Annotated in this window: 20 protein-coding genes; 14 read left to right on the top strand and 6 right to left on the bottom strand. The window is 42.2% G+C overall.

Annotation, left to right across the window (positions count from 1 at the left end):
* Positions 1 to 67: 67 nt before the first annotated feature.
* Positions 68 to 1,024, bottom strand: coding sequence for a response regulator (locus FCR06_RS18395; RefSeq protein WP_138502216.1), 957 nt, complete (start codon positions 1,022 to 1,024; stop codon positions 68 to 70).
* Between the two features lie 282 nt (positions 1,025 to 1,306).
* Between FCR06_RS18395 and FCR06_RS18390 the strand changes: the two genes are divergently transcribed.
* From FCR06_RS18390 to FCR06_RS18380, 3 genes are all read left to right on the top strand, one after another.
* Positions 1,307 to 2,392 (top strand): RuBisCO accumulation factor 1, encoded by a 1,086-nt coding sequence (locus FCR06_RS18390; protein ID WP_138502214.1) that lies wholly within the window; start codon positions 1,307 to 1,309, stop codon positions 2,390 to 2,392.
* A 79-nt stretch (positions 2,393 to 2,471) separates the two neighbouring features.
* A complete protein-coding gene (locus FCR06_RS18385) occupies positions 2,472 to 2,840 on the top strand; it encodes a hypothetical protein (RefSeq protein ID WP_223280189.1) in 369 nt (122 codons plus the stop codon).
* 11 nt (positions 2,841 to 2,851) lie between these two features.
* On the top strand, positions 2,852 to 3,538 hold the full coding sequence (locus tag FCR06_RS18380; RefSeq protein ID WP_223280188.1) for a DUF6745 domain-containing protein: 687 nt from the start codon (positions 2,852 to 2,854) through the stop codon (positions 3,536 to 3,538).
* Between the two features lie 159 nt (positions 3,539 to 3,697).
* Here the strand turns inward: FCR06_RS18380 and FCR06_RS18375 are convergent, their stop codons facing one another.
* Together FCR06_RS18375 and FCR06_RS18370 are read right to left on the bottom strand one after the other, a co-directional pair.
* Positions 3,698 to 4,015 carry a hypothetical protein gene (locus FCR06_RS18375; RefSeq protein ID WP_138502211.1) on the bottom strand — a complete coding sequence of 106 codons (318 nt, stop codon included), beginning with the start codon at positions 4,013 to 4,015 and terminating at the stop codon, positions 3,698 to 3,700.
* Positions 4,016 to 4,715: 700 nt separating this feature from the next.
* A complete protein-coding gene (locus FCR06_RS18370; protein ID WP_138502209.1) occupies positions 4,716 to 6,560 on the bottom strand; it encodes a vWA domain-containing protein in 1,845 nt (614 codons plus the stop codon).
* Positions 6,561 to 6,762: 202 nt separating this feature from the next.
* Between FCR06_RS18370 and FCR06_RS18365 the strand changes: the two genes are divergently transcribed.
* A complete protein-coding gene (locus FCR06_RS18365) occupies positions 6,763 to 7,008 on the top strand; it encodes a hypothetical protein (RefSeq protein WP_138502207.1) in 246 nt (81 codons plus the stop codon).
* A 57-nt stretch (positions 7,009 to 7,065) separates the two neighbouring features.
* On the opposite strand, the gene FCR06_RS18360 is transcribed toward FCR06_RS18365, so the two are convergent.
* The gene (locus FCR06_RS18360; RefSeq protein ID WP_138502205.1) at positions 7,066 to 7,374 is read right to left on the bottom strand and encodes a hypothetical protein; all 309 of its coding nucleotides are present in this window, start codon (positions 7,372 to 7,374) and stop codon (positions 7,066 to 7,068) included.
* A gap of 88 nt (positions 7,375 to 7,462) precedes the next feature.
* Here FCR06_RS18360 and FCR06_RS18355 point away from each other — a divergent pair, with 88 nt between their 5' ends.
* Positions 7,463 to 9,898, top strand: coding sequence for an ATP-dependent helicase (locus tag FCR06_RS18355; protein WP_138502203.1), 2,436 nt, complete (start codon positions 7,463 to 7,465; stop codon positions 9,896 to 9,898).
* A gap of 149 nt (positions 9,899 to 10,047) precedes the next feature.
* On the opposite strand, the gene FCR06_RS18350 is transcribed toward FCR06_RS18355, so the two are convergent.
* Positions 10,048 to 10,674 carry a class I SAM-dependent methyltransferase gene (locus FCR06_RS18350; protein ID WP_138502201.1) on the bottom strand — a complete coding sequence of 209 codons (627 nt, stop codon included), beginning with the start codon at positions 10,672 to 10,674 and terminating at the stop codon, positions 10,048 to 10,050.
* A 612-nt stretch (positions 10,675 to 11,286) separates the two neighbouring features.
* Between FCR06_RS18350 and rpmI the strand changes: the two genes are divergently transcribed.
* From rpmI to FCR06_RS18330, 4 genes are all read left to right on the top strand, one after another.
* Positions 11,287 to 11,484: a 50S ribosomal protein L35 gene (gene rpmI / locus FCR06_RS18345; RefSeq protein ID WP_138502199.1), complete on the top strand. Its 198-nt coding sequence runs from the start codon at positions 11,287 to 11,289 to the stop codon at positions 11,482 to 11,484.
* A 22-nt stretch (positions 11,485 to 11,506) separates the two neighbouring features.
* Positions 11,507 to 11,863, top strand: a complete 357-nt coding sequence (rplT, locus tag FCR06_RS18340) for a 50S ribosomal protein L20 (protein ID WP_138502197.1) — start codon at positions 11,507 to 11,509, stop codon at positions 11,861 to 11,863.
* 12 nt (positions 11,864 to 11,875) lie between these two features.
* Complete coding sequence (locus tag FCR06_RS18335) at positions 11,876 to 12,691, top strand: transporter substrate-binding domain-containing protein (RefSeq protein ID WP_138502195.1); 816 nt, start codon at positions 11,876 to 11,878, stop codon at positions 12,689 to 12,691.
* 84 nt (positions 12,692 to 12,775) lie between these two features.
* Entirely contained in the window at positions 12,776 to 13,300 is a 525-nt protein-coding gene (locus FCR06_RS18330; RefSeq protein WP_138502193.1) for a tetratricopeptide repeat protein, read from the top strand.
* Between the two features lie 301 nt (positions 13,301 to 13,601).
* Here the strand turns inward: FCR06_RS18330 and FCR06_RS18325 are convergent, their stop codons facing one another.
* Positions 13,602 to 13,964, bottom strand: coding sequence for an NINE protein (locus FCR06_RS18325; RefSeq protein WP_223280187.1), 363 nt, complete (start codon positions 13,962 to 13,964; stop codon positions 13,602 to 13,604).
* Positions 13,965 to 14,162: 198 nt separating this feature from the next.
* On the opposite strand from FCR06_RS18325, the gene FCR06_RS18320 reads away from it, so the two are divergent.
* From FCR06_RS18320 to FCR06_RS18300, 5 genes are all read left to right on the top strand, one after another.
* Complete coding sequence (locus FCR06_RS18320; protein ID WP_138502190.1) at positions 14,163 to 16,142, top strand: primary-amine oxidase; 1,980 nt, start codon at positions 14,163 to 14,165, stop codon at positions 16,140 to 16,142.
* Between the two features lie 120 nt (positions 16,143 to 16,262).
* Positions 16,263 to 16,832, top strand: a complete 570-nt coding sequence (locus FCR06_RS18315; RefSeq protein ID WP_138502188.1) for a peptidylprolyl isomerase — start codon at positions 16,263 to 16,265, stop codon at positions 16,830 to 16,832.
* 506 nt (positions 16,833 to 17,338) lie between these two features.
* Positions 17,339 to 18,865 (top strand): ferredoxin:protochlorophyllide reductase (ATP-dependent) subunit B, encoded by a 1,527-nt coding sequence (gene bchB / locus FCR06_RS18310; protein WP_138502186.1) that lies wholly within the window; start codon positions 17,339 to 17,341, stop codon positions 18,863 to 18,865.
* Positions 18,866 to 19,546: 681 nt separating this feature from the next.
* Positions 19,547 to 23,533: a magnesium chelatase subunit H gene (locus FCR06_RS18305; protein ID WP_138502184.1), complete on the top strand. Its 3,987-nt coding sequence runs from the start codon at positions 19,547 to 19,549 to the stop codon at positions 23,531 to 23,533.
* A gap of 45 nt (positions 23,534 to 23,578) precedes the next feature.
* Positions 23,579 to 23,857 (top strand): type II toxin-antitoxin system RelE/ParE family toxin, encoded by a 279-nt coding sequence (locus FCR06_RS18300; RefSeq protein ID WP_138502182.1) that lies wholly within the window; start codon positions 23,579 to 23,581, stop codon positions 23,855 to 23,857.
* Positions 23,858 to 23,861 lie beyond the last annotated feature (4 nt).

Genomic DNA, 23,861 nt, shown 5'->3' with positions numbered 1-23,861 from the left:
ATCATTGGTCATTAGTCATTGCTCATTTACCAAAAACTAAGCACAAAGGACAAATGACTAATGACAACTACACAATGGTTTGATTGCAGCTACTACTAGTCAGTGCGATCGCCACTAGTTGTGCTGATAAATCAATCAGCTTTAATTCATCTTCTCGCAAAATGCAAGGTTTTTTCCACTGTAGCGACAATACACCCAATAGTTGATTGCGGTAGCTAATCGGCATCACTAAATGTGCTTGTATACCACTGCTTTGATAATGAATAACATTGTTTAATTTAGTATCTTTAAGTATATTCAATGAAACTTGCATTTGCCGTGTGGCGATCGCTTCTTGAGTGAGAGAATCTTGGGAAAGCCAGTTTTCTATTGTACCTGTATCGCTGTAATTTCCTTGAATCTCAAGCAGAGTATTTTCATCTATAAGTTGTATAATACACCTTTGAGTACCGAAAGTTTCATCAAAAGCCCTAGCAATTGGGGTGAGAGTTTCCTCTAAGCTGCAAGCTGCTTGAGTTACCTGTACCAAAACACTCAACAAGGCTATTTGAGCATGAGCGCGGCGTAATTCTTCTGTACGTTGCTTGAGTAAGTCGTAGGTTTCTGCTGCTCTTTGCACCACTGCCTTGAGTTCTCCTGGATCCCAAGGCTTAGTAATATATTTGTAGACTTGTCCAGCGTTAATCGCTTCTACCAAGTCTTCAATATCAGTAAATCCGGTGAGAATTATCCTGACTGTATCGGGAAACTGAGGTACAGTCTTGCTGAGAAACTCAGTTCCTTTCATTTCTGGCATCCGTTGATCGGAGATAATCACCGCTACCTCCCCTTCTGCTGCCAAAACTTGTAGGGCATTTACCCCACTATCAGCTTTCAAAACATTAAAATCGCGTCGAAAAGTACGATAAAGTAGATCGAGATTATCTGGCTCATCGTCAACTACTAAAATTTTCAGCTTTTTTGGTCGTTCGAGAGTCATCACTTGATATTGGAGTTTATTTATTTCGAGGCTAGGATTATCCATAAGATATTTTCCTTATATATTTCATTATCTTGTTATATTCCATACCAAGCTTAATTGAGAATAGCTGGATTTTATCATGGGTTATTACGGAGGTAGTCTATCTTTTTAGACACATTTAATTATTCAATACGGAAAAAATTGCTTCCGGAAATATCTTAGTGATTTAGTTGAACTTGCTACAAATCAACTTAATAAAGTAGCTCTGGGTAGTTGATAGATTAAAATAAAACTTGCTCATGAGGTATTAATCAACCTCTCAAGTTGAAGCTCACACACTGATTTATGACTGATCTACCACCCAACGCTCAGAATCCCGAAAATACTGCCAGCGATGTAGCACAAGAGTTACTGCGAAAGTTGAGGCAAAAGCAAGGCAATTGGGTGGAATGGGGGTATGCGATCGCCTCGTTGCAGAAAACCGGCTACAATCCCCAAGAAATTTTTGAAGCCACTGGATTTGAGCCGATTCAACAAAATCAGGTGATTGTTGGCTCTCAAGTTTACAATTCTTTAGAAAAGTCAGGAGTTTCGGAAGCAGTGCAATCGCACTACACCACACGAGGTAGTGATGTTTTATACGAGTTGCGTTTGCTTACTCAAGAAGAACGCGCTGCCGCTGCCGAACTGATTTTCATCCACAAACTCGATGCTGATGAAGCGCGGGAAGTTGCCAAAGCAATTAAAGAATTCTCTTATTTGCGTACTTTGCCAGAAGGATTTTCTAGCCATCCAGGTGATGCAGTTGCTCACCAAGCTTGGAAACTGGCACGCCAAAACTCAGATTTACAAGAGCGATCGCGCTTAATTGCCAAGGGTTTGCGTTTTGCTCACACGCCAACAGCCAGGAAACAAATCGAACAATTACTGACTGATTTTACTACTGTTCCCAAACGTCCGGCTCCAATTTTACCCTTTTACCGCCTGGAATCAGAAGAACAATTGCCTCGAATCGTGCCAGTGGTGGGCGAGTTGCCATTATCACCGCAAGATTTGCAAGCTGTGCCTGTAATCACAGAAATTGAACCATTTCGGATGGTCAAATTTGCCGGAGAGCAAGCTTGGCTTTCGTTACCGGGTTGGCAAGTACTGTTGGCAGCAGAAGATCCAGTAGCAATTTTAGCTTCTAGCGATCGCTTGCCCAACCAAAACCAAAGTCGAATAGAATCAGTCGTGGTAGTAGTAGATCGTGCCCAACGACAATGGGATGCTTCCAACTATTTTGTTGTTGAAAACGCTGGTGAATTAGATTTTCAATGGTTTGAAACTGAGCCAGAAATTCCTTTATTAGGACGAATCATTATTATTGTGCGTGCTAAGAAAATTCTGGATGAAGAAATAACTAAAGATTCATGGCAGATTGACGAATAAAGTCATTGGTCATTAGTCATTGGTCATTGGTCATTAGTTAAAACTCATCATTTCACTAAGGACAAAGGACAAATAACAAATGACCAATATCTTGTATAATAAAGGTATGTTGAACAACCGTAATAACTCTCAAGCTCATCAAGCTGGTATGCTCTACAGACATGGCGATGTTCTGCTTAGACGAATTGCTAGCTTACCGATAAACGCTCAAAAAGGTGTAGGTGCGACTCTGGCTCATGGTGAACTCACAGGACACAGCCATCGCATTCAGCAATCGGATGCTATTCAGTTGTGGGTAAATGGTAGCGAACTTTATCTTGAGGTTAAACAACCAACTGCGACCTTAGTTCATGAAGAACATCGCGCGATTGAATTACCTCAAGGACTTTACCGCGTCTGGAGACAACGTGAATACCGCCCTGACGCTTACGTAGAGGTCGCAGACTAATGCTGAGGATAATGTCAAATGGGCGGGTGCCGAATAAACCAGTTCAGCAGCGCCCAAAAGAAAGCCACGAGCCGATATCAGGTGAACGTGCTAGAAAACTCATCCTTGAGCATCGTGCATGGGATGGAATGCGCGTTTTGGGTCATTTGGATTTAAGCGGTGCATTGCGACTTCACAATTTACCTGAAAATCTTACTTGTGAAAGTCTAGATATCAGCGATTGTGTGAATCTGACTTCTGTTTCCAAAGGTCTCCACGTCACCCATTGGATTGAGTTAGCTGGGAGCGGCATTACCAGTTTACCTAGAGGGCATGGTTTCGTTTTGCGCTGGCGAGGTGTGCAGGTGAGCGATACCATTGCCTTTGAATCAGACTCGATAAGTGGGCAAGATATCCTCAATATTGAGAACGTTGAGTTACGGCGTGTACTAATTGAACGTTTGGGATACGAGACATTTTTGCAGCAAGTGGGAGGGTTAGTCCGTCATCGAGATAGAGACGCTGGTGGAGAGCGTCAACTTATCTGCATTCCTTTTGAGGATGACGAGCCGTTTATGGTTTTGAAAGTCACTTGTCCATCCACAGGACACATTCATGTTTTGCGCGTTCCCCCATATATKCAAAGCTGTCATCAAGCTGCTGCTTGGATTGCAGGCTTTGACAACCCAAATGATTACGAGCCGGCGATCGAGGCGTAATAACTTACCAATACTGTGTTTCTCAAATAGTCATTGATTTTGGAATTGAGTTCAACAACTGAACTACTGAATATCCAGCTTGGTCAAACTCAATCCCGACTTAATCAACAACAATCGTTGCAATTTACTTTTTTACAGAACTAGCTACAAAAGTCAAACCTACTTTGCTCTTGAGCCTACTTGCTTAAGCAACGATCCAAGTTGCTGCACTTTTGCAGCAACATCAGCAGGAAGATCTGTCGCAACTCCTGTTGTATCCTCACCTAAGTCAGTGAGAATTCTAGAAATAGCGGCGGTGTCTCGACTTTGGATAGCTTCTTTGAGTTCACCCAAATCTTCAGCAATATCATCACCCTCAAGCTTTTGCTGCCAAGCGTCAATGATAGCGAAGGCTTTGTTGCTTGAGATTTTGGTTGGGTCTTGTTGCAGCGCCGCAATGGTGGTTTCGAGATCAACAGATTGAATTGGATTAACCATGATAAATTCCTTTGTTGAGTTGATATTGGTTAAACAAAATCAGAACTCTCCCACACCCCCTTAATACTTCTCAATGTCATAGCCGAAATCTTCATTCTTAAGACATACACAGTGGGCATAATCGCTTAGATTATTAAGTGTGTTCTATTTAACAATGAATATTAAAGAGTCACGAGCCAGAATTCAGCTTGAAAATTCTGTGTGAATAGTGGATGAATAAACGGTGAAACAGAACACTAAATATGTAGATTTAAGTGAGATCAGTTGGAAGGTTGAAAAAGGTACAAGAACTGAGACTGTAATTACCGCAAAAATAAACGTGCGCCTTTGTTGGAGACTGACGTTTCATTAGTGACAGATTAAAAGCCGCTACTAATTAATTCTGAATTCTACAGCCGTAGTCACACCCTTTAGGACATAATGACAAGCGTGAAGGCTAGCAACAGTAATAGTTTTACAAAAAAACAGGGTGTGGGGTATAAATAAAAACTTTAATTCTGGGTTTAAAGCCCAGTTTCAAAAAAGAATTATACCGAGATGCGTAGCACGTTAGCGTAGCGGGGCGCAGCCCGGTATAAAGCGTCCTTGTCTCAATCCCACGTTTTTAAGCGTGGGTTCCTTAACCACGCAACGCTAACCATGCAACCCTCTGAATTCCAGCAAAAACTGCTATATATCCTTGTTTCATTTGTTGCTGATATTAATTKGTGATGGTAGGTTGTACAAATCGCTTAATTTCACCACAGGCAATATAGGACTTGCCATCAGGGCCGATTTTGATTTCATCAACGACGTAAAGCATTCCTTCCTCACGAACCGATCGCGGAAAACGCATGTTCCAATCGGGTTCATATCCGTCGGAAACTACCCTAGCACGAAGCTTGCTGCCATCTTTGACGCACTGAACGAGAATGCCATCCTTTATAGCATCAATTGTTGGTAGGTCGGCGGCACTAGCGGGGCCTTTGGATGCTTTGCCTGTGCTAGTTGACCTTGATTGTCTAGGGGCAACGAAGATATCTGCTTCCCCAGGTCGAGCAAGACGGGTGATGTTACCACTGACACGGTAGAAACTCCCATCGTTTGAAGGTTCCAATCCTTCAACTACATAGCGTGCACCTTCAGCACGAATTGCTCGTGGAAACTGGACGTTCTTGGTGGAATCGTAGCCATCGGATATGACTTTGATTCGCAGCTTACCCCCTTCACGCAGACAGTGTAGCTCTACGCCCGAACCAACTTCATTGACAACCGACATCGCGTACACTTCATCGCCGGCTGTGACACCGCGAGCTACCAAATCGCTGCGATTGCGCGTCATCGTCTGGAAACTTTGATCCCGCAGTTCTTTACGTCCAGCATTTCCGAGAGCTTTTTGGGCGATGCGACCCGCGAAATACTCTAACTGATCTATCTCTTCAGCAATTTCAAAATTCTCATTCAACCCTCTATCGCGCAAATCTTTCACCAGCGCCCGGAGGATTTGCTCAGCTTCTTCATGTTTGCCATGCTCAGCTAAATCGAGGGCTATCTCTTTAGCTTTGGCGATGTTGAGGCGGCTGAGTTCAAGGATGATATGGCTCGAAGAGGCTAGAGCTGCTTCCTCAACAGTACCAACTTTTGCAACGACATCCGTTGTACCGGATACACTTTGAATTACGTCATTTTGCACAACATCAGCAGTGTAATGCAACTTCATCACAGGTAATTCACCGACTTGAGTAGAGGGTATCTCTAGACTCAACCCCAAAAGTTTGTCTTCACCCTCATAAAGCTCTCCCAAGGTGATGACAGTTTCACCCGCATCATGGCTGACTTTAGCCAAACTTAAGGTATCTACAAGACTGACACCATCAGCCAACTCAACTCTCACCTTGAGATTCTGACCTACTACTGCTCTGAGACTATCTAACTCAATGCTAAAAACTTCAGTTGCTTCATCAATACTTTGAATAAAGTAGAAATTGCCGTTAGCAGCCCTTGCCATACCAATCAGCAAGTCTTCGTTGAAACCTTGATCGAAACCTAAAGTAGTTGTGGCGATCCCTTCCTCGGCTTTTTGCCCCGATGTCGCCGTTAGTATTTTCGGGTCTTGAATACCCATATTGGCATGACCATCAGTAAGCAATAGAACACGGTTAATTTTTTGCGGATCGAGTTGCGTCTTTACATGTTCGCAGCCTTTGAGCCATCCGCCGGATAAGTTAGTAATACCTCCTGCTCTAACTTTTTTAATCGAATTTTTCAGTGCAGCTTTGTCTTTCACAGGTTGAGGCGTTACAACCGTGTCTACTTCATCATCGTAAACAACCACTGAGAAAATGTCCTCTGGCTCAAGTCGCTCCACCACAGATTCAGCGGCTCTAAGCGCATGATGTAAGGGAGCGCCTGCCATAGAGCCTGAGCGGTCAATTACCAGGGAAAGATTCAGGTTACGTCGGGGAGATTCAGCTATATCAGCACGAAAACGTAGCAGAATATTAGTCTTTAATGAAGATCCTACAGGTAGGATAGCCTGGTCAAAGTCGTAACTTGTCTTGAGCATTTTGTATACCCCTTTAAGTTTTCTGTGGTAACCTCTAAGCCTTATGCTGCTGGGATAGCCAGTGCTTTTTTAGTTTACCCATAAACCAGTGTGTTCAGTGTCGAAGGGTCTATTTAATGTAAATTTTTATATCATATAGCAAAAATAAATAACATGGTATTGATAGATTACTTCGGCGTTTGCAATCGCTACATCAACCAATTTGCCACAAACACTACGCTGGAGTGGTGACCAGACAAAGCCTTACCATTGCGATGGTATTTTTGCACCTGCTTGTTGGTATCAATATCTTGATGAATGCAAAGTACTTTCTGCACCGACTTGGGATAACTTAAGCGACCATAATCCTGTTGTAGCTGTTTTCTCTGAAGAAGAATTCAGGAATCAGAATCAATTAGTGGCGAACAAGGAGATGAGGAGGAGAGTTATAGCAGGAGGCAGGAGGTAAAACTATTGCATTCACCCTTTTCAAGTGTCCTAACGTGTGTGACTACGGCTATAAAACTTAAAGTTTGAACTTCAAAGGCTCAACGTTCGAGTTCAAAGCTGCAACTTCCAGGTTCAAAGGCTCAACGTTCGAGTTCAAAGCTGCAACTTCCAGGTTCAAAGGCTCAACATTCGAGTTCAAAGCTGCAACTTCCAGGTTCAAAGGCTCAATATTCGAGTTCAAAGGCTCAACATTCGAGTTTAAAGCTGCAACTTCCAGGTTCAAAGGCTCAACGTTCGAGTTCAAAGCTGCAACTTCCAGGTTCAAAGGCTCAACGTTCGAGTTCAAAGCTGCAACTTCCGGGTTCAAAACGTCAAACTCCCCCATTTCCCTTATCACCTTCATCCTGGGGACGCAAAGTTACACACAAGACCTAAGAACCGCTATATTCAGAAAGAATAACCTCACTGTTACCGTGCCTCAAGAACATCTCGATTCAGAAGTATTGCAGCGATCGCCCGTGTCATCTCTCCGGGCAGAAGCTATAGCACGCATCCGCAATAGTCTGCGTCCCGGACAGCAACAAATGGCTGACTGGCAATCTGGGCCTCTAGCTATTTCCGCCGTTCCTGGTGCAGGTAAATCCACTGGAATGGCGGCTGCGGCAGCAATCGCGCTTGCACGGCAGTATGAACGCTCTGCTGAATCGCGCTCATCTTTGCGCCGTCAGTTAGTGGTTGTCACTTTTACTCGCTCCGCTGCTGCCAATATTAAAACCAAGATTCGCAAATACTTACGAGATGATTTATCTCTACCTCAAACAGGCTTTTTTGTCTATACTTTGCATGGTTTAGCGTTGAACATTGCCAGTCGCCATCCCGATTTATCAGGGTTGCAGTTAGAATACGTCACATTAATTACACCAACTCAAAGTCACCGCTTAATCCGCACAGCCGTAGAGCAATGGATTGGAAATAATCCAGAACGTTATTTGCGGTTATTAGAAGGTCATCAATTTGATGGAGAAGAGACAGAAAGGTTACGTCGCCAATCTGTACTGCGGACAGAAGTCTTACCAGAATTAGCTAATACAGTAATTCATGAAGCTAAAAGTTCTGGGATATCGCCAGAATTATTGCAAGAATGGAGCGAACAAACCACAGACGAATATGCAATTTTAAGTGTAGCAGCCGGATTGTACGAGCAATATCAAAATTTAATGCGATCGCGTGACTTCATTGACTATGACGAGATGATTTTAGCTGCACTACGGGTTTTAGAAAACGACAGCGCCCGCCGCATTGAGCAAAACCAAGTTTTCGCCGTCTTTGAAGATGAAGCCCAAGATTCTAGTCCCCTACAGACGCGGTTGTTGGAAATTTTGGCAAGTAATTCTGAAGATGAGGAGATGGGGAGATGGGGAGAATTTCCAACTCAGCACTCAGCACTCAACTTGGTGCGCGTCGGCGACCCCAACCAGGCGATTAACTCCACTTTTACCCCAGCCGATCCAATTTATTTTCGGCAATTTTGCCAAGAGTGCGATCGCATTCAACGATTGGCGACGATGGATCGAGCCGGTCGCAGTACGAAAATAATTATTGAAGCTGCTAACTTTGCTCTTAAATGGATCAATAATCAGTGGTCAACAACTAACCGTAACCCAGACGCGATGAATCGCGTCTCTACAAAGTCTCCATTACCTGATACTGATAATCGACAAGTACCATTTCGCTTACAGACAATTCGCCCTGTTGATGCTGGTGATCCGCAAACGAATGCCAATCCAGCACCAGTAGGACGAGGACTGGAATTATATACTCCGCGTGATATTCATCACACCGTTGAATTGTTATCTCAAAGAGCGATCGAGTTATTTGGCAAAGATCCTACAAAAAATAGTGCAGCGATTTTAGTGCGAGAGAATCGCCAAGGACGATGGCTGGCTGAGGCTTTAGCACCTGTGTGCAAAGAGCATAATATTACACTTTATGATGTGGGAGAACGCGATCGCCGCTCTCATGTACCCCAAGAAATTTTGGCATTGCTACAATTTTGCGATCGACCCCACTCTCCTGATTACCTCAAAGCTGCACTAGAAACATTGGTGCAGCGTCAGCTAATTTCTACTCAAGACCTCAACGCCCTTGCTAGTCTTCCAGAAGAATTTTTGTATCCGAGTCCTCTAGCAGCACCCCAGTCAGAACCAGTACAAAAAGCCGCACACTTATGTCGCAGTTTACTCCGCGCTCGTTTGGAACTGCCCCTGTATCAACTAATTTCTTTCCTCGCCTTGACCTTAAATTACGACCAGGCGGAATTGGCAACTGCTGATAAATTAGCAGAACGGGTAAATCAGCAGGTAGCTAGCAATAGTTCAATGAGGGCAATGCTGTCAGCTTTAAGTGAAATCGTTAGTTCTGAACGGTTTGAACCAGTGGAAACCGAAGATTCCGAAGAACGTTACACTCGTCGCGGTCAACTAACCATCATTACTATGCACAAAGCCAAAGGACTGGACTGGGATTATGTTTTTATTCCCTTTCTGCACGAAAACTTAATTCCGGGAAGATTTTGGGTTCCTCCCCAAAGCCAATTCTTAGGCGATTTTACCTTATCAGAAGTAGCCCGTGCCCAAATTCGTGCTGCTCTGCACGGAGAATCTACCATACCAGATGTGACACAAGCATGGGAGCTGGCAAAGCAGTTAAAAATATCTGAAGAGTACCGTTTACTCTACGTTGCTATGACACGAGCAAAGCTTTTATTATGGATGTCTGCGGCACAGAAAGCCCCCTTTACTTGGAGTAAACCAGAAAATTTACAAGAACAAGCGCCTTGTCCGGTTTTTCCGGCATTAAAGCGCCAGTTTCCTGAATGTGTCGCCACTTCAGCAATGATAGCCAAATAAATCTTCTCCAAACGCGTACTAAGCAGCATAACCACCAAGCTTTACGGCAGCGCTACATCATGTTCTGATGAATAGTTTTAAATAGGGCTGACGCCCTTACACAAGTATGCAAAGAATTTTGAATTATAAGTAATTAAGCGAACTTGATATTATCTCTTCTTTATTGCCCATTGCTTAGTATCTGGATCGGAGTATACGAGACTATACTCTTGAGAACCAACAAACTCATTTACAGCTTGATAAACTCCATGATGCCTACGACTTGGGTCAGGCTGCCAATCATCCCCTGCTATTACACCATTTTCCTTAACTTTATTAGCTAGTATCTGCAACTCGCGCTTAGTATGTTCATACTCATGAGATGTATCAATATAAACCCAGTCAAAATATTGATCACAAAAGGTGGTAAGTACTTGAACATCATCGCCCACATGTATTAGGATACGTCCATCTTCAATTTCTTGTTTAAAGGTTTGCAGAATTTTTCTCAAAGCATCAACCGTACTTTGGTTGCCGTTTGCCCATGGCCAAGTAGCTGCCAAGAAATACCAAGGGTCGATAAGGTGCAGTTTTTTTGCATCAGTATGTTCCAGAAGAATAGGGGACAAATGACCTTTGAATACTCCTAGTTCCGCACCAATTCCGTTTTTTGGCAAAAATTCTTCTATAAATTGTATTCTTTTTCCTTTCCTGCGTAGCTCAATCTTTTGATCGATATACTCCCACTTGTGAATGGGAGTGTTTTTGATCATACTTTTTACTGCATTAGTAAACATCGTATTAGTCTCCAAAAAGATGATAAAGAAAATTTTCCTATACAATAATGGTCAATTAATATTTTTTACAAAAAGTTCTTAAACTTTATTGCAGATTAAATACTTCTTCACTATTTTTGCTAACTGTATCCCTGATAACGCTAAGAAAATTCATGAGAAATACCGCCCAAATGTCAGTGTTTCCATCAAATTATTAACTAAAAAACCATCTCAGACTTAAAGAATGGTTAGGAAAGGATTAAAGATAAAATTAGCTGCTTTAGCCTGTTTGCCTAACTAACTCAAGAACGCACAAATTTCTTCCTCTCAAGTGTAAATCAATTATAATTGGATGTACTTTTTTTGGATAAATACTTAAGTAAAGTTACATATTTCCTAGAATATCTTCACTAAATCTTTAAAAATTAGTCTATTGTAACATTATTGTGCTTTTGTCATCACAGCACCAATCTAATTATTTTTCTCGATGGTATAAACCTTGCGATCGCTCCCCAAATTTCCTGGCAAGTTCCCTTTGACAATTTTGCGATTAGTTAAAATCGTTGAATTAATTGCCATTGAAGCAATCCAGATGGTATATAATGAGGGATTGTGTCGAATTAAAGCTAGACAATGCCTAAACTCAAGACTCGTAAAGCAGCAGCGAAGCGATTCCGTGCCACCGGCAGCGGCAAAATCGTGCGTCGCAAAGCTTTCAAAAACCACCTTTTAGAGCATAAAACTTCCAACAAAAAGCGTAACCTGTCCAAGACTACACTTGTACACGAACGCGATGAAGAAAATGTGCGCTTGATGCTCCCATATTTGTAAGTCCTTGTAGGAAATTAAGTATATGACACGGGTAAAACGCGGTAACGTAGCTCGCAAACGCCGCAATAAAATTCTCAAACTAGCTAAAGGTTTTCGCGGTTCCCACTCAACTCTGTTTAGAACTGCCAACCAACAAGTGATGAAGGCACTGCGGAGTGCCTATCGTGATCGCAAAAAGAAAAAGCGCGATTTTCGTCGCTTGTGGATTACTCGGATCAACGCTGCTGCAAGACAACACGGCTTGAGTTACAGCCAGCTGATTGGCAATCTGAAAAAAGCTGATGTGCAACTAAATCGCAAAATGTTGGCACAACTAGCAGTACTCGATCCTACAAGCTTCGGCAAAGTAGCTGAATTAGCCAATCAAGCTAAAAGATAAAGGTGGTAACGGATGAATAACCGATGTAACAGATGGCACGAAAATACTCGGTTACATCTGGTATTATCCGCTACTATAATTTTCATTTGCTACTTTTGCTTCGTCGGCACAGGATTAATTGCATCTGCCGCTGAAATGCCAAAAATACAGCGACGGGGTTATTTTACTATTGCAGTTAAAGATAACTTACGTCCTTTGGGATTTAAAGATGATAGCGGCAATTTGCAAGGCTTTGAAATTGACTTGGCACAGCAGTTAGCACTTGATTTGCTAGGTAAAAAAGATGCTGTCAAATTTCAACCCGTAGCGAATCGCGATCGCTTGTCCGTAGTCTTAGACAAGAAAGTTGATTTAGCTATCGCTAGGGTAACCGCAACTGCTTCACGCGCCCGGATAGTTAATTTCAGCGTTCCCTACTACTTAGATAGCACTGTATTAATTACCAAAGAAGCTTCTGTGCAGCAGTTAAAGAATTTGGCAAAACAAAAAATTGCTGTACTCAATAACTCCAGTACAATTGCCAAAGTACAATACTATTTGCCAAACAGCGAGTTAGTAGGAGTTAATTCTTACCAAGAAGCGCGAGAGCAAACAGAAAATAACGCTGTTGCAGCCTTTGCCGCAGATGCTAGCGTTCTCGGTGGTTGGGTACAAGAATATCCGCAATATCATCTACTGCCAACCAAGCTATCAACTGAACCCTTATCTGTAGTAATGCCCAAAGGATTGCAGTACGATGAATTAAGACGACAACTCAATCAAGCGATCGCTCGTTACATAGCAGAAGGTTGGCTCGCTCAACGCGCCCAATATTGGGGTTTACCATAAGTTAGTCATTGGTGATTAATATTTACAAATGACAAATGACAATATAGATACAAAAGTAACTTTTAATATTTTTATTTGTAGGTAATGGATAATAATCTAGCTGTAGTTTATCTCTCAATTTTGGTAGGTCTGCTTGCATTTACACTTGTGGGTGTTTTTCGCCAAATTTTCAAAACTCGCAAGATTGAAAACTCTTTTTCTAAATTACGCAAGAAATTAGAGAAAGAAAAGGGCACAACTCAAGAATATTACGAGTTAGGCAGTATTTATTCCGAAAAAAAATTATATTCCCAGGCGATCGCATTATTTCAAAAAGCTCTGAAAGCTGCCCCAGAAGAGGGTGAAGAAAATATTGCCCCCATTTACAATGGACTAGGTTACGCTTACTTTGTTCAAGAGCAATATGACTTAGCAATTCGTCAGTACAAAGAAGCCCTCAAATCTCAACCAGACTACGTGACAGGGTTAAATAATCTCGGTCACGCTTATGAGAAGAAAAAATTAAACACTCAAGCATTACAGACTTACGAAGAAGCACTCAAATTTGCTCCCAATAATCCTATTGCTAAACGTCGTGCTGAATCCTTACGTCGTTTAGTTTCTGCATAATATATCTAAATCCATCTAAATATTAGCTATCATAGCGTGATCGCTCTTTGCCAATATAACCATAGCAGCTAGAGCGATCGCTAATTACGTGAGAGTATATTAAATATTTCCCTTGTAATTTTCCTTGCTATAGCGCTATCACAGTTAATCCTAAACGTTACACATCAAAGTGATAACGGATAGCTCCAGTATTTGGATCGTTGTTCACTTGAGCATACCCTATCTTGGTTGCCTCTTCAAGCAACTCTTTGAGACGCTCTGATTCTAACTCAGTATAGATGGCTGCTTGAGCAATGGAAAGTTAGCCATTATGTTCCTTTGCAGCCGTGAGTAGCTTTTGCATCGGACTAACAGTAGATTGCGTTAGTGACTGTATCGCCTGTAACTGTTGAAGTTGTGGAATCTCACCAATATTCAATGTAACTGATTGATTAACATTAGGAGTTCCATTACTATATAGCCCACGCAGATAAATATTTCGCTTTTCAACCATACCAGGAATCAGTGCCAAATCGATGAGTTGACCAATTTCAAAAAAACCGACTGTGAAGAGGTATATCAAACCAGTACCAATTTGTGCGGTGTAAAATCTTTGTCCGCCACAGATACCAAACAAGCACAAACACCAAAGAATGTACGTGTCACCTGAATTCGTTTGCTGCATGACAATGTACTCTAATTTCCTACAACTGTATACAGTGTTACCAGGTTTGAATATAAAACTAACAATTGATTAAACTCATAGATTTTGGAATCAGGAATACTACTAGCAAATTAATTTAGCTTTCTTCTCTTAATTTATCGGTTTTGAAGTTTTGCCTTGGAAATAGATAACTATCACGTCTTTTGTCAAAAGTTAAAGATGATTAAGCGGCTAAGGTATTTTTTTAGACTAGCTATTACTATCATTGTTGTCATTTCTATCTCATTTGGATTAATAGGAAGATTATCTGCTCAACAGGTTGCAATTTCCCATCCTTTAAGTGCGTTAACAGAAGCAGAAATTACTACAGCTGTTTCGGTTATCAATAGAGAAAAAACTTTGAGCGAAATGGCAGTTTTTCCACTTATTGCTTTACAAGAACCAGATAAAGAAGAAGTTCTAAATTTCACACCTGGTAAACTTTTCAAACGCCGAGCTTTTTTGATAATCTATGAACGTTCCCAAAATAAAACCTTTGAAGGAGTTGTTGATTTAACAAGTAAAACTTTAAGTTCTTGGAAAGAAATACCCTCTATCCAACCTGCACTCCTCAATTCAGAATATGAACTAGCAAACCAGGTAGTAAGAGCCGATCCCCGATGGCAAGCGGCGATGCGAAAGCGGGGAATTACGGATTTTGAGCAAGTTAAAATTAGTTGGTGGGCACCAGGAGTCCTAAGCGAACAGGAACAAAAAACAGGTAATCGCCTTTGTCGAGGCTTATCTTATTACAAAGGAAAACATTGGAACTATTACGGTAGTCCGATTGAAGGAGTAGTAGCAACAGTCAATTTGAATACAGGTAAAATGGCCACTTTGATTGACAGGGGAAAAGTACCTTTCTCGGAAGAAAATTGGGACTATGATGTTAAGTCTTTGGGTAAATTACTTTCACCACTCAAAGCGTTAAAGATTCTCCAACCTAATGGTAAAAGTTTCCAAATTCATGATAACGAAATTAGCTGGGAAGGTTGGAAATTTCGCTATCTAATGCATCCTCGTAGTGGATTGGTGCTGTACCAAGTGACATCCAAAGATGGGGAAAATGTCCGGCCAGTTTTATATCGTGCTAGCCTCTCGGAAATGGTAGTTCCTTATGGCAATCCTGAGCCTACATGGTCGTTTAGAAATGCCTTTGATGTTGGTGAATATAACTTTGGTTTATTAGCAAATAAGATGGAGTTAGGTAAGGAAATTCCGGAAAACGGTCTTTTATTAGATGCAATATTTGCTAATGAACAGGGAGAATCTTACAAGATGCCAGGGGTTATCGGTATCTACGAGCGCGATAATGGAATGCTCTGGAAGCACTATGAATATAATACTCAACGTAATGATGTCCGTCGCCATCGAGAATTAGTGATGACGATGACAGTGGCAATTGACAACTATGATTACAGCATTAATTGGATTTTTCACGAAGATGGAACTTTAGAAGTACAAAACGAATTAACAGGTATTGTACTGGCACAGGGAACAGCTGCCGAAAAATCTGAAGATAATTCCTATGGGTCTTTGATTGCTAAAAACATTATAGGAGTAAATCACCAGCACTTTTTTAACTATCGCCTAGATTTGGATGTAGATGGTAAAGCTAATTCGATGATAGAAATGAATGTTAACGCTTTACCAATAGATGAAAAAAATTCTTCAGGAAATGCGATCGCACTTGTAGAAACTCCACTAATTAAAGAAACGGCTGCTGTGCGCGATATGGATATGAAACACAATCGCAAATGGATGATTGTGAGCGCAGATAAAAAGAATGCTCTTGGTGCTGCGCCTGGATATATGCTGATCCCAGAAGGAAATTCCAGATTTTTTCCTGTAGAAGGCTCAAAAATCCGCCAACGAGCAGAATTCGCCACACATCATGTTTGGGTAACAAAATATAAACCCAGCGAACTGTACGCTGGCGGTGATTATCCTAATCAAACTCAACCCGGAGAAGGTTTACCTAAATATATTACAGATGATGAATCATTAACGGGTGAAGATATCGTGTTATGGTACACAATGGGCGTGACTCATATTCCGCGATCGGAAGATTGGCCTGTAATGCCAATTCATCGAGTTGGATTTAAACTAGCGCCTAGAGGATTCTTCAACCGCAATCCAGCAATTAATTTACCTGAGTAAAATATTCTTTTTGTCAAGTATTTTAAGTTGAGTTTTTTCATAATTTATCAACCTGCAACTTGAATACCGCTCGGCTTATCATAGGTCAAGTACTGGCTGTTTTCATTCATAGGATATCTCATGAATTTTCCAGAAATTAATATTCCCGGCAATGGCAAACTTCACGCTCGTTTAACTACTTCTTTAGGCGAAATTGTAGTTCGTTTAGAGGAAGAAAAAACCCCTAATACCGTCAAAAATTTTGTTGGTCTAGCAACTGGAACAATCGACTGGAAAGACCCGAAAACCGGTCAATCTCTCAAAGGTACTCCTGCCTACGATGGGGTTCGCTTTCACCGAGTCATTCCTAATTTTATGATTCAGTGTGGCGATCCCCTAAGTCGTTATCTGGATATGGCCAACCGCTGGGGTACTGGTGGTCCGGGATATCAATTTACAGATGAGTTTCATCCAGAATTGAAACATTCTAGTGCAGGTATCCTCTCAATGGCTAATGCAGGCCCCGGTACTAATGGTTCGCAATGGTTCATTACAGAAGTACCAACGCCTTATCTTGACCGCAAACACAGTGTCTTTGGTGAAGTTGTCCAAGGTATGGATGTAGTCAACCGTATCGCTAATGTGCCTACGACTAGAGACCGTCCAAATCAAGAGGTAGTGTTAGAAAAAGTAGAAATTTTTCGGCAATAACTAATATCATGTCTGTTTCTATTGACTGTTAACTCTTAACCATCAACAGTTAACGGTCAATAGTCGAGGAATAAATGATGACTCAAACCTTAGCAAGCGAATAAAAGGTTAGGACATAATGACAAGCCTGGATGTTAGGAACAGTAATGTTTTACCTCCAGCATAGCTGCCTTGTCTTCGACATGCTACGCGAACTGCCTCCTGCTATACAATCAGCTAAATAGTTAATACATCGCCCTGAATTGAAAACAAATTTGCCGAAAAATTAAGATTTATTTGAAAAAGCAATAGTAATATTGTCAAAGTCAAAAGCTAGATTCCAATCAGGAACGAGGTTTGGGCGATGCTTACCCCTACAGACTCCAGACAAAACCCTTACAAGTCTTTACTTCATCCGAGATCCAAGTTTTGCGACAATCAAAAACGATTGAATAAATAATCATGCACTTATAGTCCAACTCTTATAGGACTCTGTGTTGTTTGACTTGAAAAGGGAAAAGACACTAATGAAATTGGCTTACTGGATGTATGCAGGCCCAGCCCATATCGGCACTCTCCGGATTGCTAGTTCTTTCAAAAACGTTCATGCAATCATGCACGCTCCATTAGGCGATGACTACTTCAACGTCATGCGCTCGATGCTAGAACGGGAGAGGAACTTCACCCCAGTCACAACCAGCGTCGTCGATCGCAACGTTTTGGCACGCGGTTCTCAAGAAAAAGTGGTAGATAATATCACCCGCAAAGACGCCGAGGAACGCCCAGATTTAATTGTGTTAACTCCCACCTGCACTTCTAGCATCTTGCAAGAAGACTTGCACAACTTTGTGGAACGGGCGCAGCTGGAAGCCAAAGGCGACGTAATGCTGGCGGACGTGAACCATTACCGCTACAACGAACTGCAAGCAGCTGATCGCACTCTGCATCAAATTGTGCAATTCTACATTGAAAAAGCCCGCAAAAAAGGCGAATTGCCAGCAGGCAAAACTGAAAAGCCATCTGTTAATATCATCGGTATTTCCACTCTTGGTTTTCATAACCAGCACGACTCCACCGAACTCAAGCGGTTAATGGCTGACTTGGGAATTGAAGTGAATACTGTAATTCCGGAAGGCGCTTCAGTTAACGAATTGAAGAAAATGCCCAAAGCTTGGTTTAACTTAGTACCTTACCGCGAACTCGGCTTAGCGGCAGCTCGTTATTTAGAAGCAGAATTCGGAACGCCATACATAGACATTACTCCAATGGGTGTAGTGGAAACTGCTCGTTGTATCCGAAAAATTCAGCAGGTAATTAACGCCCAAGGTGCTGATGTAAACTATGAAGACTTTATCAACGAGCAAACGTTGCATGTATCCCAGGCTGCTTGGTTTTCGCGTTCTATTGACTGTCAAAACTTGACTGGTAAAAAAGCAGTGGTATTTGGGGACAACACCCACGCCGCCGCCATCACGAAAATTTTGTCACGGGAAATGGGCATTCACGTAGTTTGGGCTGGAACCTACTGTAAATATGATGCAGACTGGTTCCGGGAACAGGTGAGCGAATATTGCGATGAAGTGCTGATTACAGACGATCATGGCGCAATTGGAGATGCGATCGCCCGCGTCGAACCCTCTGCTATTTTCGGCACGCAAATGGAACGCCACGTTGGTAAGCGATTGGATATTCCTTGCGGCGTCATTGCTGCACCTATCCACATCCAGAATTTTCCCATTGGTTACAAACCATTTATGGGTTACGAAGGTACAAATCAGATTACAGATTTAATCTACAATTCCTTCACTTTGGGAATGGAAGATCATCTGTTAGAAATCTTTGGAGGTCATGATACCAAAGAAGTAATTACTAAAGGAATTTCTGCTGATTCTGACCTCACCTGGACAAAAGATGGTCAAGCCGAATTGAATAAAATTCCGGGATTTGTGCGCGGAAAAGTGAAGCGTAATACTGAGAAATTTGCCCGCGATCGGGGCATCAAAGAGATATCAACTGAAGTATTGTACGCCGCAAAAGAAGCTGTCGGCGCATAGTTTTTCACCTAATAACTAAAAAATTCTGGGGAGTGTAAGAATAATCTTGACTCCCTATTTTTATAATTTTATATTTTTGGCTGCTAATTATTAACGATTCTTGCGTTAATCTTCTTTCTGTTTACTGCTGCCACTGATATCAAATCCGATTGAATACTTATGATATATATCTGTGAGGGCAGGTAATAGGTAATGGGTAACGGGTAATCGTCAGTTATTTATTCCAATTACCAATTCGCTTTTTCCCAATTACCAAATAGACCAACAATAATTGTAAGTAATTAGCCGAACTTGATATGAGCAGTTATTATCTTGTGCTGATAAACAACCCCAGATATACATCCAATCCCTGTACTGGTAGTATTAATCAATGATTTTATTAACAGACATTCAAAATCTCTCCGATCGCAGAAGCTATATTAATCTTTATAACTGAATAGTTAAATAACAATGTAAAGAAGTATTACATAAACAGAAGTAATTACTTAAATAAGTTGTCAACATACATTAATAAATATTGCATTTTTTATATCGATTTGTGTCAGATGAGGAATAAAATCCCCAGTGGGTAAGCATTTTCTGATAAAAAACTCATATTGCCGAATAAAACAAGTTAATTTTAGTGGCATCAGCCGCTATGAACTTCCAGTAGAGAACACGCATCAAAGGAGCCGAAGAAGCATGTTCACCCACGTCAAGTCCACCATTCGACACATTGCGCCAGATAATTTACGCGGACGTAATTTAATCAAGGTGGTCTATGTCGTGCTTGAGTCCCAGTACCAGAGTGCATTGTCGCAAGCAGTTCGCACGATTAACGCGAACAATCCTAACTTAGCGATTGAAATCAGCGGGTACTTGATTGAGGAACTCCGCGACCCAGAGAACTACGAAGAGTTCAAACGAGAAATTGAGAATGCAAATATCTTCATCGCTTCTCTGATTTTTATCGAAGATTTAGCGCAGAAAGTAGTAGCAGCAGTAGAACCACACCGCGATCGCTTGGACGTTTCGGTTGTCTTTCCCTCGATGCCAGAAGTCATGCGCCTGAGTAAAATGGGCAGCTTTTCTTTGGCACAGTTGGGTCAGTCAAAAAGTGCGATCGCCCAATTTATGCGGAAACGCAAAGAAAAATCAGGTGCGGGATTCCAAGATGGGATGCTGAAGCTTTTGCGAACACTGCCGCAAGTGCTGAAGTTCCTACCAATGGATAAAGCACAGGATGCGCGAAATTTCATGCTCAGTTTTCAGTATTGGCTAGGTGGTTCTCCCGAAAATCTGGAGAACTTCTTACTGATGCTAGCTGATAAATATGTATTTAAAGGTTTAGACAAACAAAATTTTGCACCTTCTACATACGAGCAGCCAGTGGTTTATCCCGATTTAGGGATTTGGCATCCTTTGGCTCCCAGTATGTTTGAAGATGTCAGAGAGTACCTTAATTGGTATACAGCTCGTAAGGATATTTCTAGCGATTTAAAAGATCCCCTAGCTCCTTGTATTGGGTTAGTATTGCAACGCACTCACCTAGTTACCGGGGATGACGCCCATTATGTAGCAATGGTGCAGGAGTTGGAAGCACTAGGCGCACGGGTGTTACCTGTATTTGCTGGTGGTTTGGATTTCTCCAAGCCTGTGGATGCCTACTTTTATGAACCGACTACTAATATACAGTTAGTAGATGCAGTAATATCGCTGACTGGTTTTGCTTTAGTAGGTGGACCAGCCAGACAAGACCATCCCAAAGCAATTGAGTCCCTCAAACGCTTAAACCGTCCTTATATGGTGGCGTTACCGTTAGTTTTCCAAACCACAGAAGAGTGGATGGATAGCGATTTAGGGTTACATCCAATTCAAGTAGCTTTGCAAATTGCGATCCCGGAATTAGATGGGGCAATCGAGCCGATAATTTTATCGGGTAGGGATGGGACAACCGGAAAGGCGATCGCTCTCCAAGACCGGATGGAAGCTGTAGCCCAACGCGCTTTAAAATGGGCTAACCTGCGCCGCAAGCCGAAGCTGAATAAAAAAGTTGCGATTACCGTTTTTAGCTTCCCGCCAGATAAAGGCAATGTCGGAACTGCCGCTTACTTGGATGTCTTCGGTTCCATCTACGAGGTAATGAAAGCCCTGAAAAATAACGGCTACGACTTACCAGAATTGCCAGAATCAGCCGAAGCGCTGATGCAAGAAGTCATCCACGATGCCCAAGCGCAGTACAGCAGCCCGGAACTGAACGTTGCTTACAAAATGTCGGTTCCTGAGTATGAAGCGCTGACACCTTACTCTCAACGTTTAGAGGAAAACTGGGGCCCACCTCCGGGACATCTCAACAGTGATGGGCAAAACCTGCTGATTTATGGTAAGCAATTCGGTAACGTCTTTATCGGCGTCCAACCTACCTTTGGTTACGAAGGCGACCCGATGCGGCTGTTGTTCTCTCGTTCCGCTAGTCCCCACCACGGTTTTGCTGCCTATTACACTTACCTAGAGCAAATTTGGAAAGCCGACGCAGTGCTGCACTTCGGCACTCATGGTTCCTTGGAATTCATGCCAGGTAAACAGATGGGGATGTCTGGGGAATGTTATCCAGATAATTTGATTGGTTCAATTCCCAATCTATATTATTACGCAGCTAATAATCCGAGTGAGGCGACAATTGCCAAGCGCCGGAGTTATGCCGAAACAATTTCTTACTTGACACCGCCGGCAGAAAATGCTGGTTTATACAAAGGTTTGAAGGAACTCAGCGAATTGATTGCTTCTTATCAAACCTTGAAAGATACTGGACGCGGCATTCCCATTGTCAACTCCATCATGGATAAATGCCGAATTGTGAATCTGGATAAAGATATTAATCTGCCAGAAACCGATGCCAGAGAAATGAGTGCCGATGATCGCGACAATATTGTTGGCAWCGTCTACCGCAAATTGATGGAAATTGAGTCTCGGTTGCTGCCTTGTGGGTTGCACATCATTGGTAAACCGCCAAGTGCAGAAGAAGCGATCGCAACTCTCGTCAATATTGCTAGCTTAGATCGTCAAGAAGAAGAACTTGTTGGCTTACCCCGAATTATCGCCAACAGCATTGGGCGTAACATTGACGATATTTACCAAAATAACGACAAAGGCATTTTAGAAGATGTCCAGTTATTGCAAGATATTACCTTAGCCACCCGTGCAGCAGTTAGCGCCCTTGTGCAAGAGCAAACCGACGCGGAAGGACGAGTTTCTCTGGTTTCCCGATTGAATTTTTTCAACATGGGCAAAAAAGAACCTTGGGTAGAAGCATTGCATAAAGCAGGTTATCCCAAAGTTGATACACCCACACTCAAACCCCTATTYGAGTATTTRGAATTCTGCCTCCAGCAAGTTTGTGCTGACAACGAACTGGGAGGATTACTCAAAGGTTTAGAAGGCGAGTACGTCCTACCCGGCCCCGGTGGCGATCCCATCCGCAACCCGGATGTATTACCTACGGGTAAAAATATTCATGCACTCGATCCGCAATCCATCCCCACAACAGCAGCAGTCCAATCAGCCAAAATTGTCGTAGACAGGCTTTTGGCACGTAATAAGGTGGAAGACGAAGGTAAATGGCCCGAAACCATCGCTTGTGTCCTCTGGGGAACCGATAACATCAAAACTTACGGTGAATCCCTCGCCCAAATTATGTGGATGGTGGGCGTGCGTCCCGTTCCCGATGCCTTGGGACGGGTGAACAAGTTAGAATTGATACCTTTAGAAGAATTGGGACGCCCCAGAATTGATGTAGTAATCAACTGTTCTGGTGTATTCCGCGACTTGTTCATCAACCAAATGAACCTCCTAGACCAAGGCGTGAAGATGGCGGCTGAGGCAAATGAACCTTTAGAAATGAACTTTGTTCGCAAACACGCTTTGCAACAAGCTGAAAACATGGGGATTAATCTGCGTCAAGCAGCAACACGCGTTTTCTCCAATGCTTCTGGTTCCTACTCATCAAATATTAACTTGGCAGTAGAAAACAGCACTTGGGATAGCGAAGCCGAGTTACAGGAAATGTATCTCAACCGCAAATCCTTCGCCTTCAATTCCGATAACCCCGGAATCATGGACGAATCTCGAAAGATTTTTGAAAGTACATTGAAAACTGCTGATGCAACTTTCCAAAATCTCGATTCTTCTGAGATTAGTTTGACGGATGTTTCTCACTACTTCGATTCAGATCCCACTAAGCTTGTGGCAAGTCTGCGCGGTGATGGTAAGACACCAGCATCTTACATTGCAGACACGACCACAGCCAACGCACAGGTGCGGACATTATCAGAAACCGTGCGCTTAGATGCGCGTACTAAATTGTTAAATCCCAAATGGTATGAGGGGATGCTGAATCACGGTTATGAAGGTGTGCGCGAACTCTCCAAGCGATTGGTAAATACAATGGGTTGGAGTGCGACAGCTGGCGCTGTGGATAACTGGATTTACGAGGATACTAACGAAACCTTCATCAAAGATGAAGAAATGCAGAAACGGTTGATGAACCTCAATCCCCATTCTTTCCGCAAGGTTGTATCAACTTTATTGGAAGTGAATGGACGCGGTTATTGGGAGACTAGTGAGGAGAATTTAGATCGTCTGCGCGAGTTGTACCAAGAAGTTGAAGACCGGATTGAAGGAATCGAGTAGGATTACATGGGCAGGCGTTATGCCTGCCTTAACAATAAAATATAAATGATTCAGACATTTCAAAATAAAGCATTAGAAAATTTGTTTAGAGAAAACTTTAATAAAGGAGTTCCTGCAAACTTAGAAAAGAAAATTAGAATTAGACTTGAAGTTATAGACTCAGCGTTAATAATAGAAGATATTAGATTACCAGGTTATGATTTGCATGAATTAAAAGGAGATAGAAAAGGTACTTGGTCAATAAAGGTATCAGGAAACTGGCGTATAACTTTTAAATTTCAAGATGGCGATGCTTATGACGTCAATCTTGAAGATTATCATTAACTCC

The sequence above is a fragment of the Nostoc sp. PA-18-2419 genome (genome assembly GCF_005869855.1).
Classification (GTDB): Bacteria; Cyanobacteriota; Cyanobacteriia; order Cyanobacteriales; family Nostocaceae; genus Nostoc.
Note: the sequence above shows the minus strand (reverse complement) of the source record. Positions and strands in the feature narration are given on the sequence as shown.

Bases quoted from the DNA above. Each gene is read 5' to 3' on its own strand.
- FCR06_RS18395 (WP_138502216.1), bottom strand. From the start codon at position 1,024: ATGGATAATCCTAGCCTCGAAATAAATAAACTCCAATATCAAGTGATG.
- FCR06_RS18390 (WP_138502214.1), top strand. From the start codon at position 1,307: ATGACTGATCTACCACCCAACGCTCAGAATCCCGAAAATACTGCCAGC.
- FCR06_RS18385 (WP_223280189.1), top strand. From the start codon at position 2,472: ATGACCAATATCTTGTATAATAAAGGTATGTTGAACAACCGTAATAAC.
- FCR06_RS18375 (WP_138502211.1), bottom strand. From the start codon at position 4,015: ATGGTTAATCCAATTCAATCTGTTGATCTCGAAACCACCATTGCGGCG.
- FCR06_RS18360 (WP_138502205.1), bottom strand. From the start codon at position 7,374: ATGGGGGAGTTTGACGTTTTGAACCCGGAAGTTGCAGCTTTGAACTCG.
- FCR06_RS18350 (WP_138502201.1), bottom strand. From the start codon at position 10,674: ATGTTTACTAATGCAGTAAAAAGTATGATCAAAAACACTCCCATTCAC.
- rpmI (WP_138502199.1), top strand. From the start codon at position 11,287: ATGCCTAAACTCAAGACTCGTAAAGCAGCAGCGAAGCGATTCCGTGCC.
- rplT (WP_138502197.1), top strand. From the start codon at position 11,507: ATGACACGGGTAAAACGCGGTAACGTAGCTCGCAAACGCCGCAATAAA.
- FCR06_RS18335 (WP_138502195.1), top strand. From the start codon at position 11,876: ATGAATAACCGATGTAACAGATGGCACGAAAATACTCGGTTACATCTG.
- FCR06_RS18330 (WP_138502193.1), top strand. From the start codon at position 12,776: ATGGATAATAATCTAGCTGTAGTTTATCTCTCAATTTTGGTAGGTCTG.
- FCR06_RS18325 (WP_223280187.1), bottom strand. From the start codon at position 13,964: ATGCAGCAAACGAATTCAGGTGACACGTACATTCTTTGGTGTTTGTGC.
- FCR06_RS18320 (WP_138502190.1), top strand. From the start codon at position 14,163: ATGATTAAGCGGCTAAGGTATTTTTTTAGACTAGCTATTACTATCATT.
- FCR06_RS18315 (WP_138502188.1), top strand. From the start codon at position 16,263: ATGAATTTTCCAGAAATTAATATTCCCGGCAATGGCAAACTTCACGCT.
- bchB (WP_138502186.1), top strand. From the start codon at position 17,339: ATGAAATTGGCTTACTGGATGTATGCAGGCCCAGCCCATATCGGCACT.
- FCR06_RS18300 (WP_138502182.1), top strand. From the start codon at position 23,579: ATGATTCAGACATTTCAAAATAAAGCATTAGAAAATTTGTTTAGAGAA.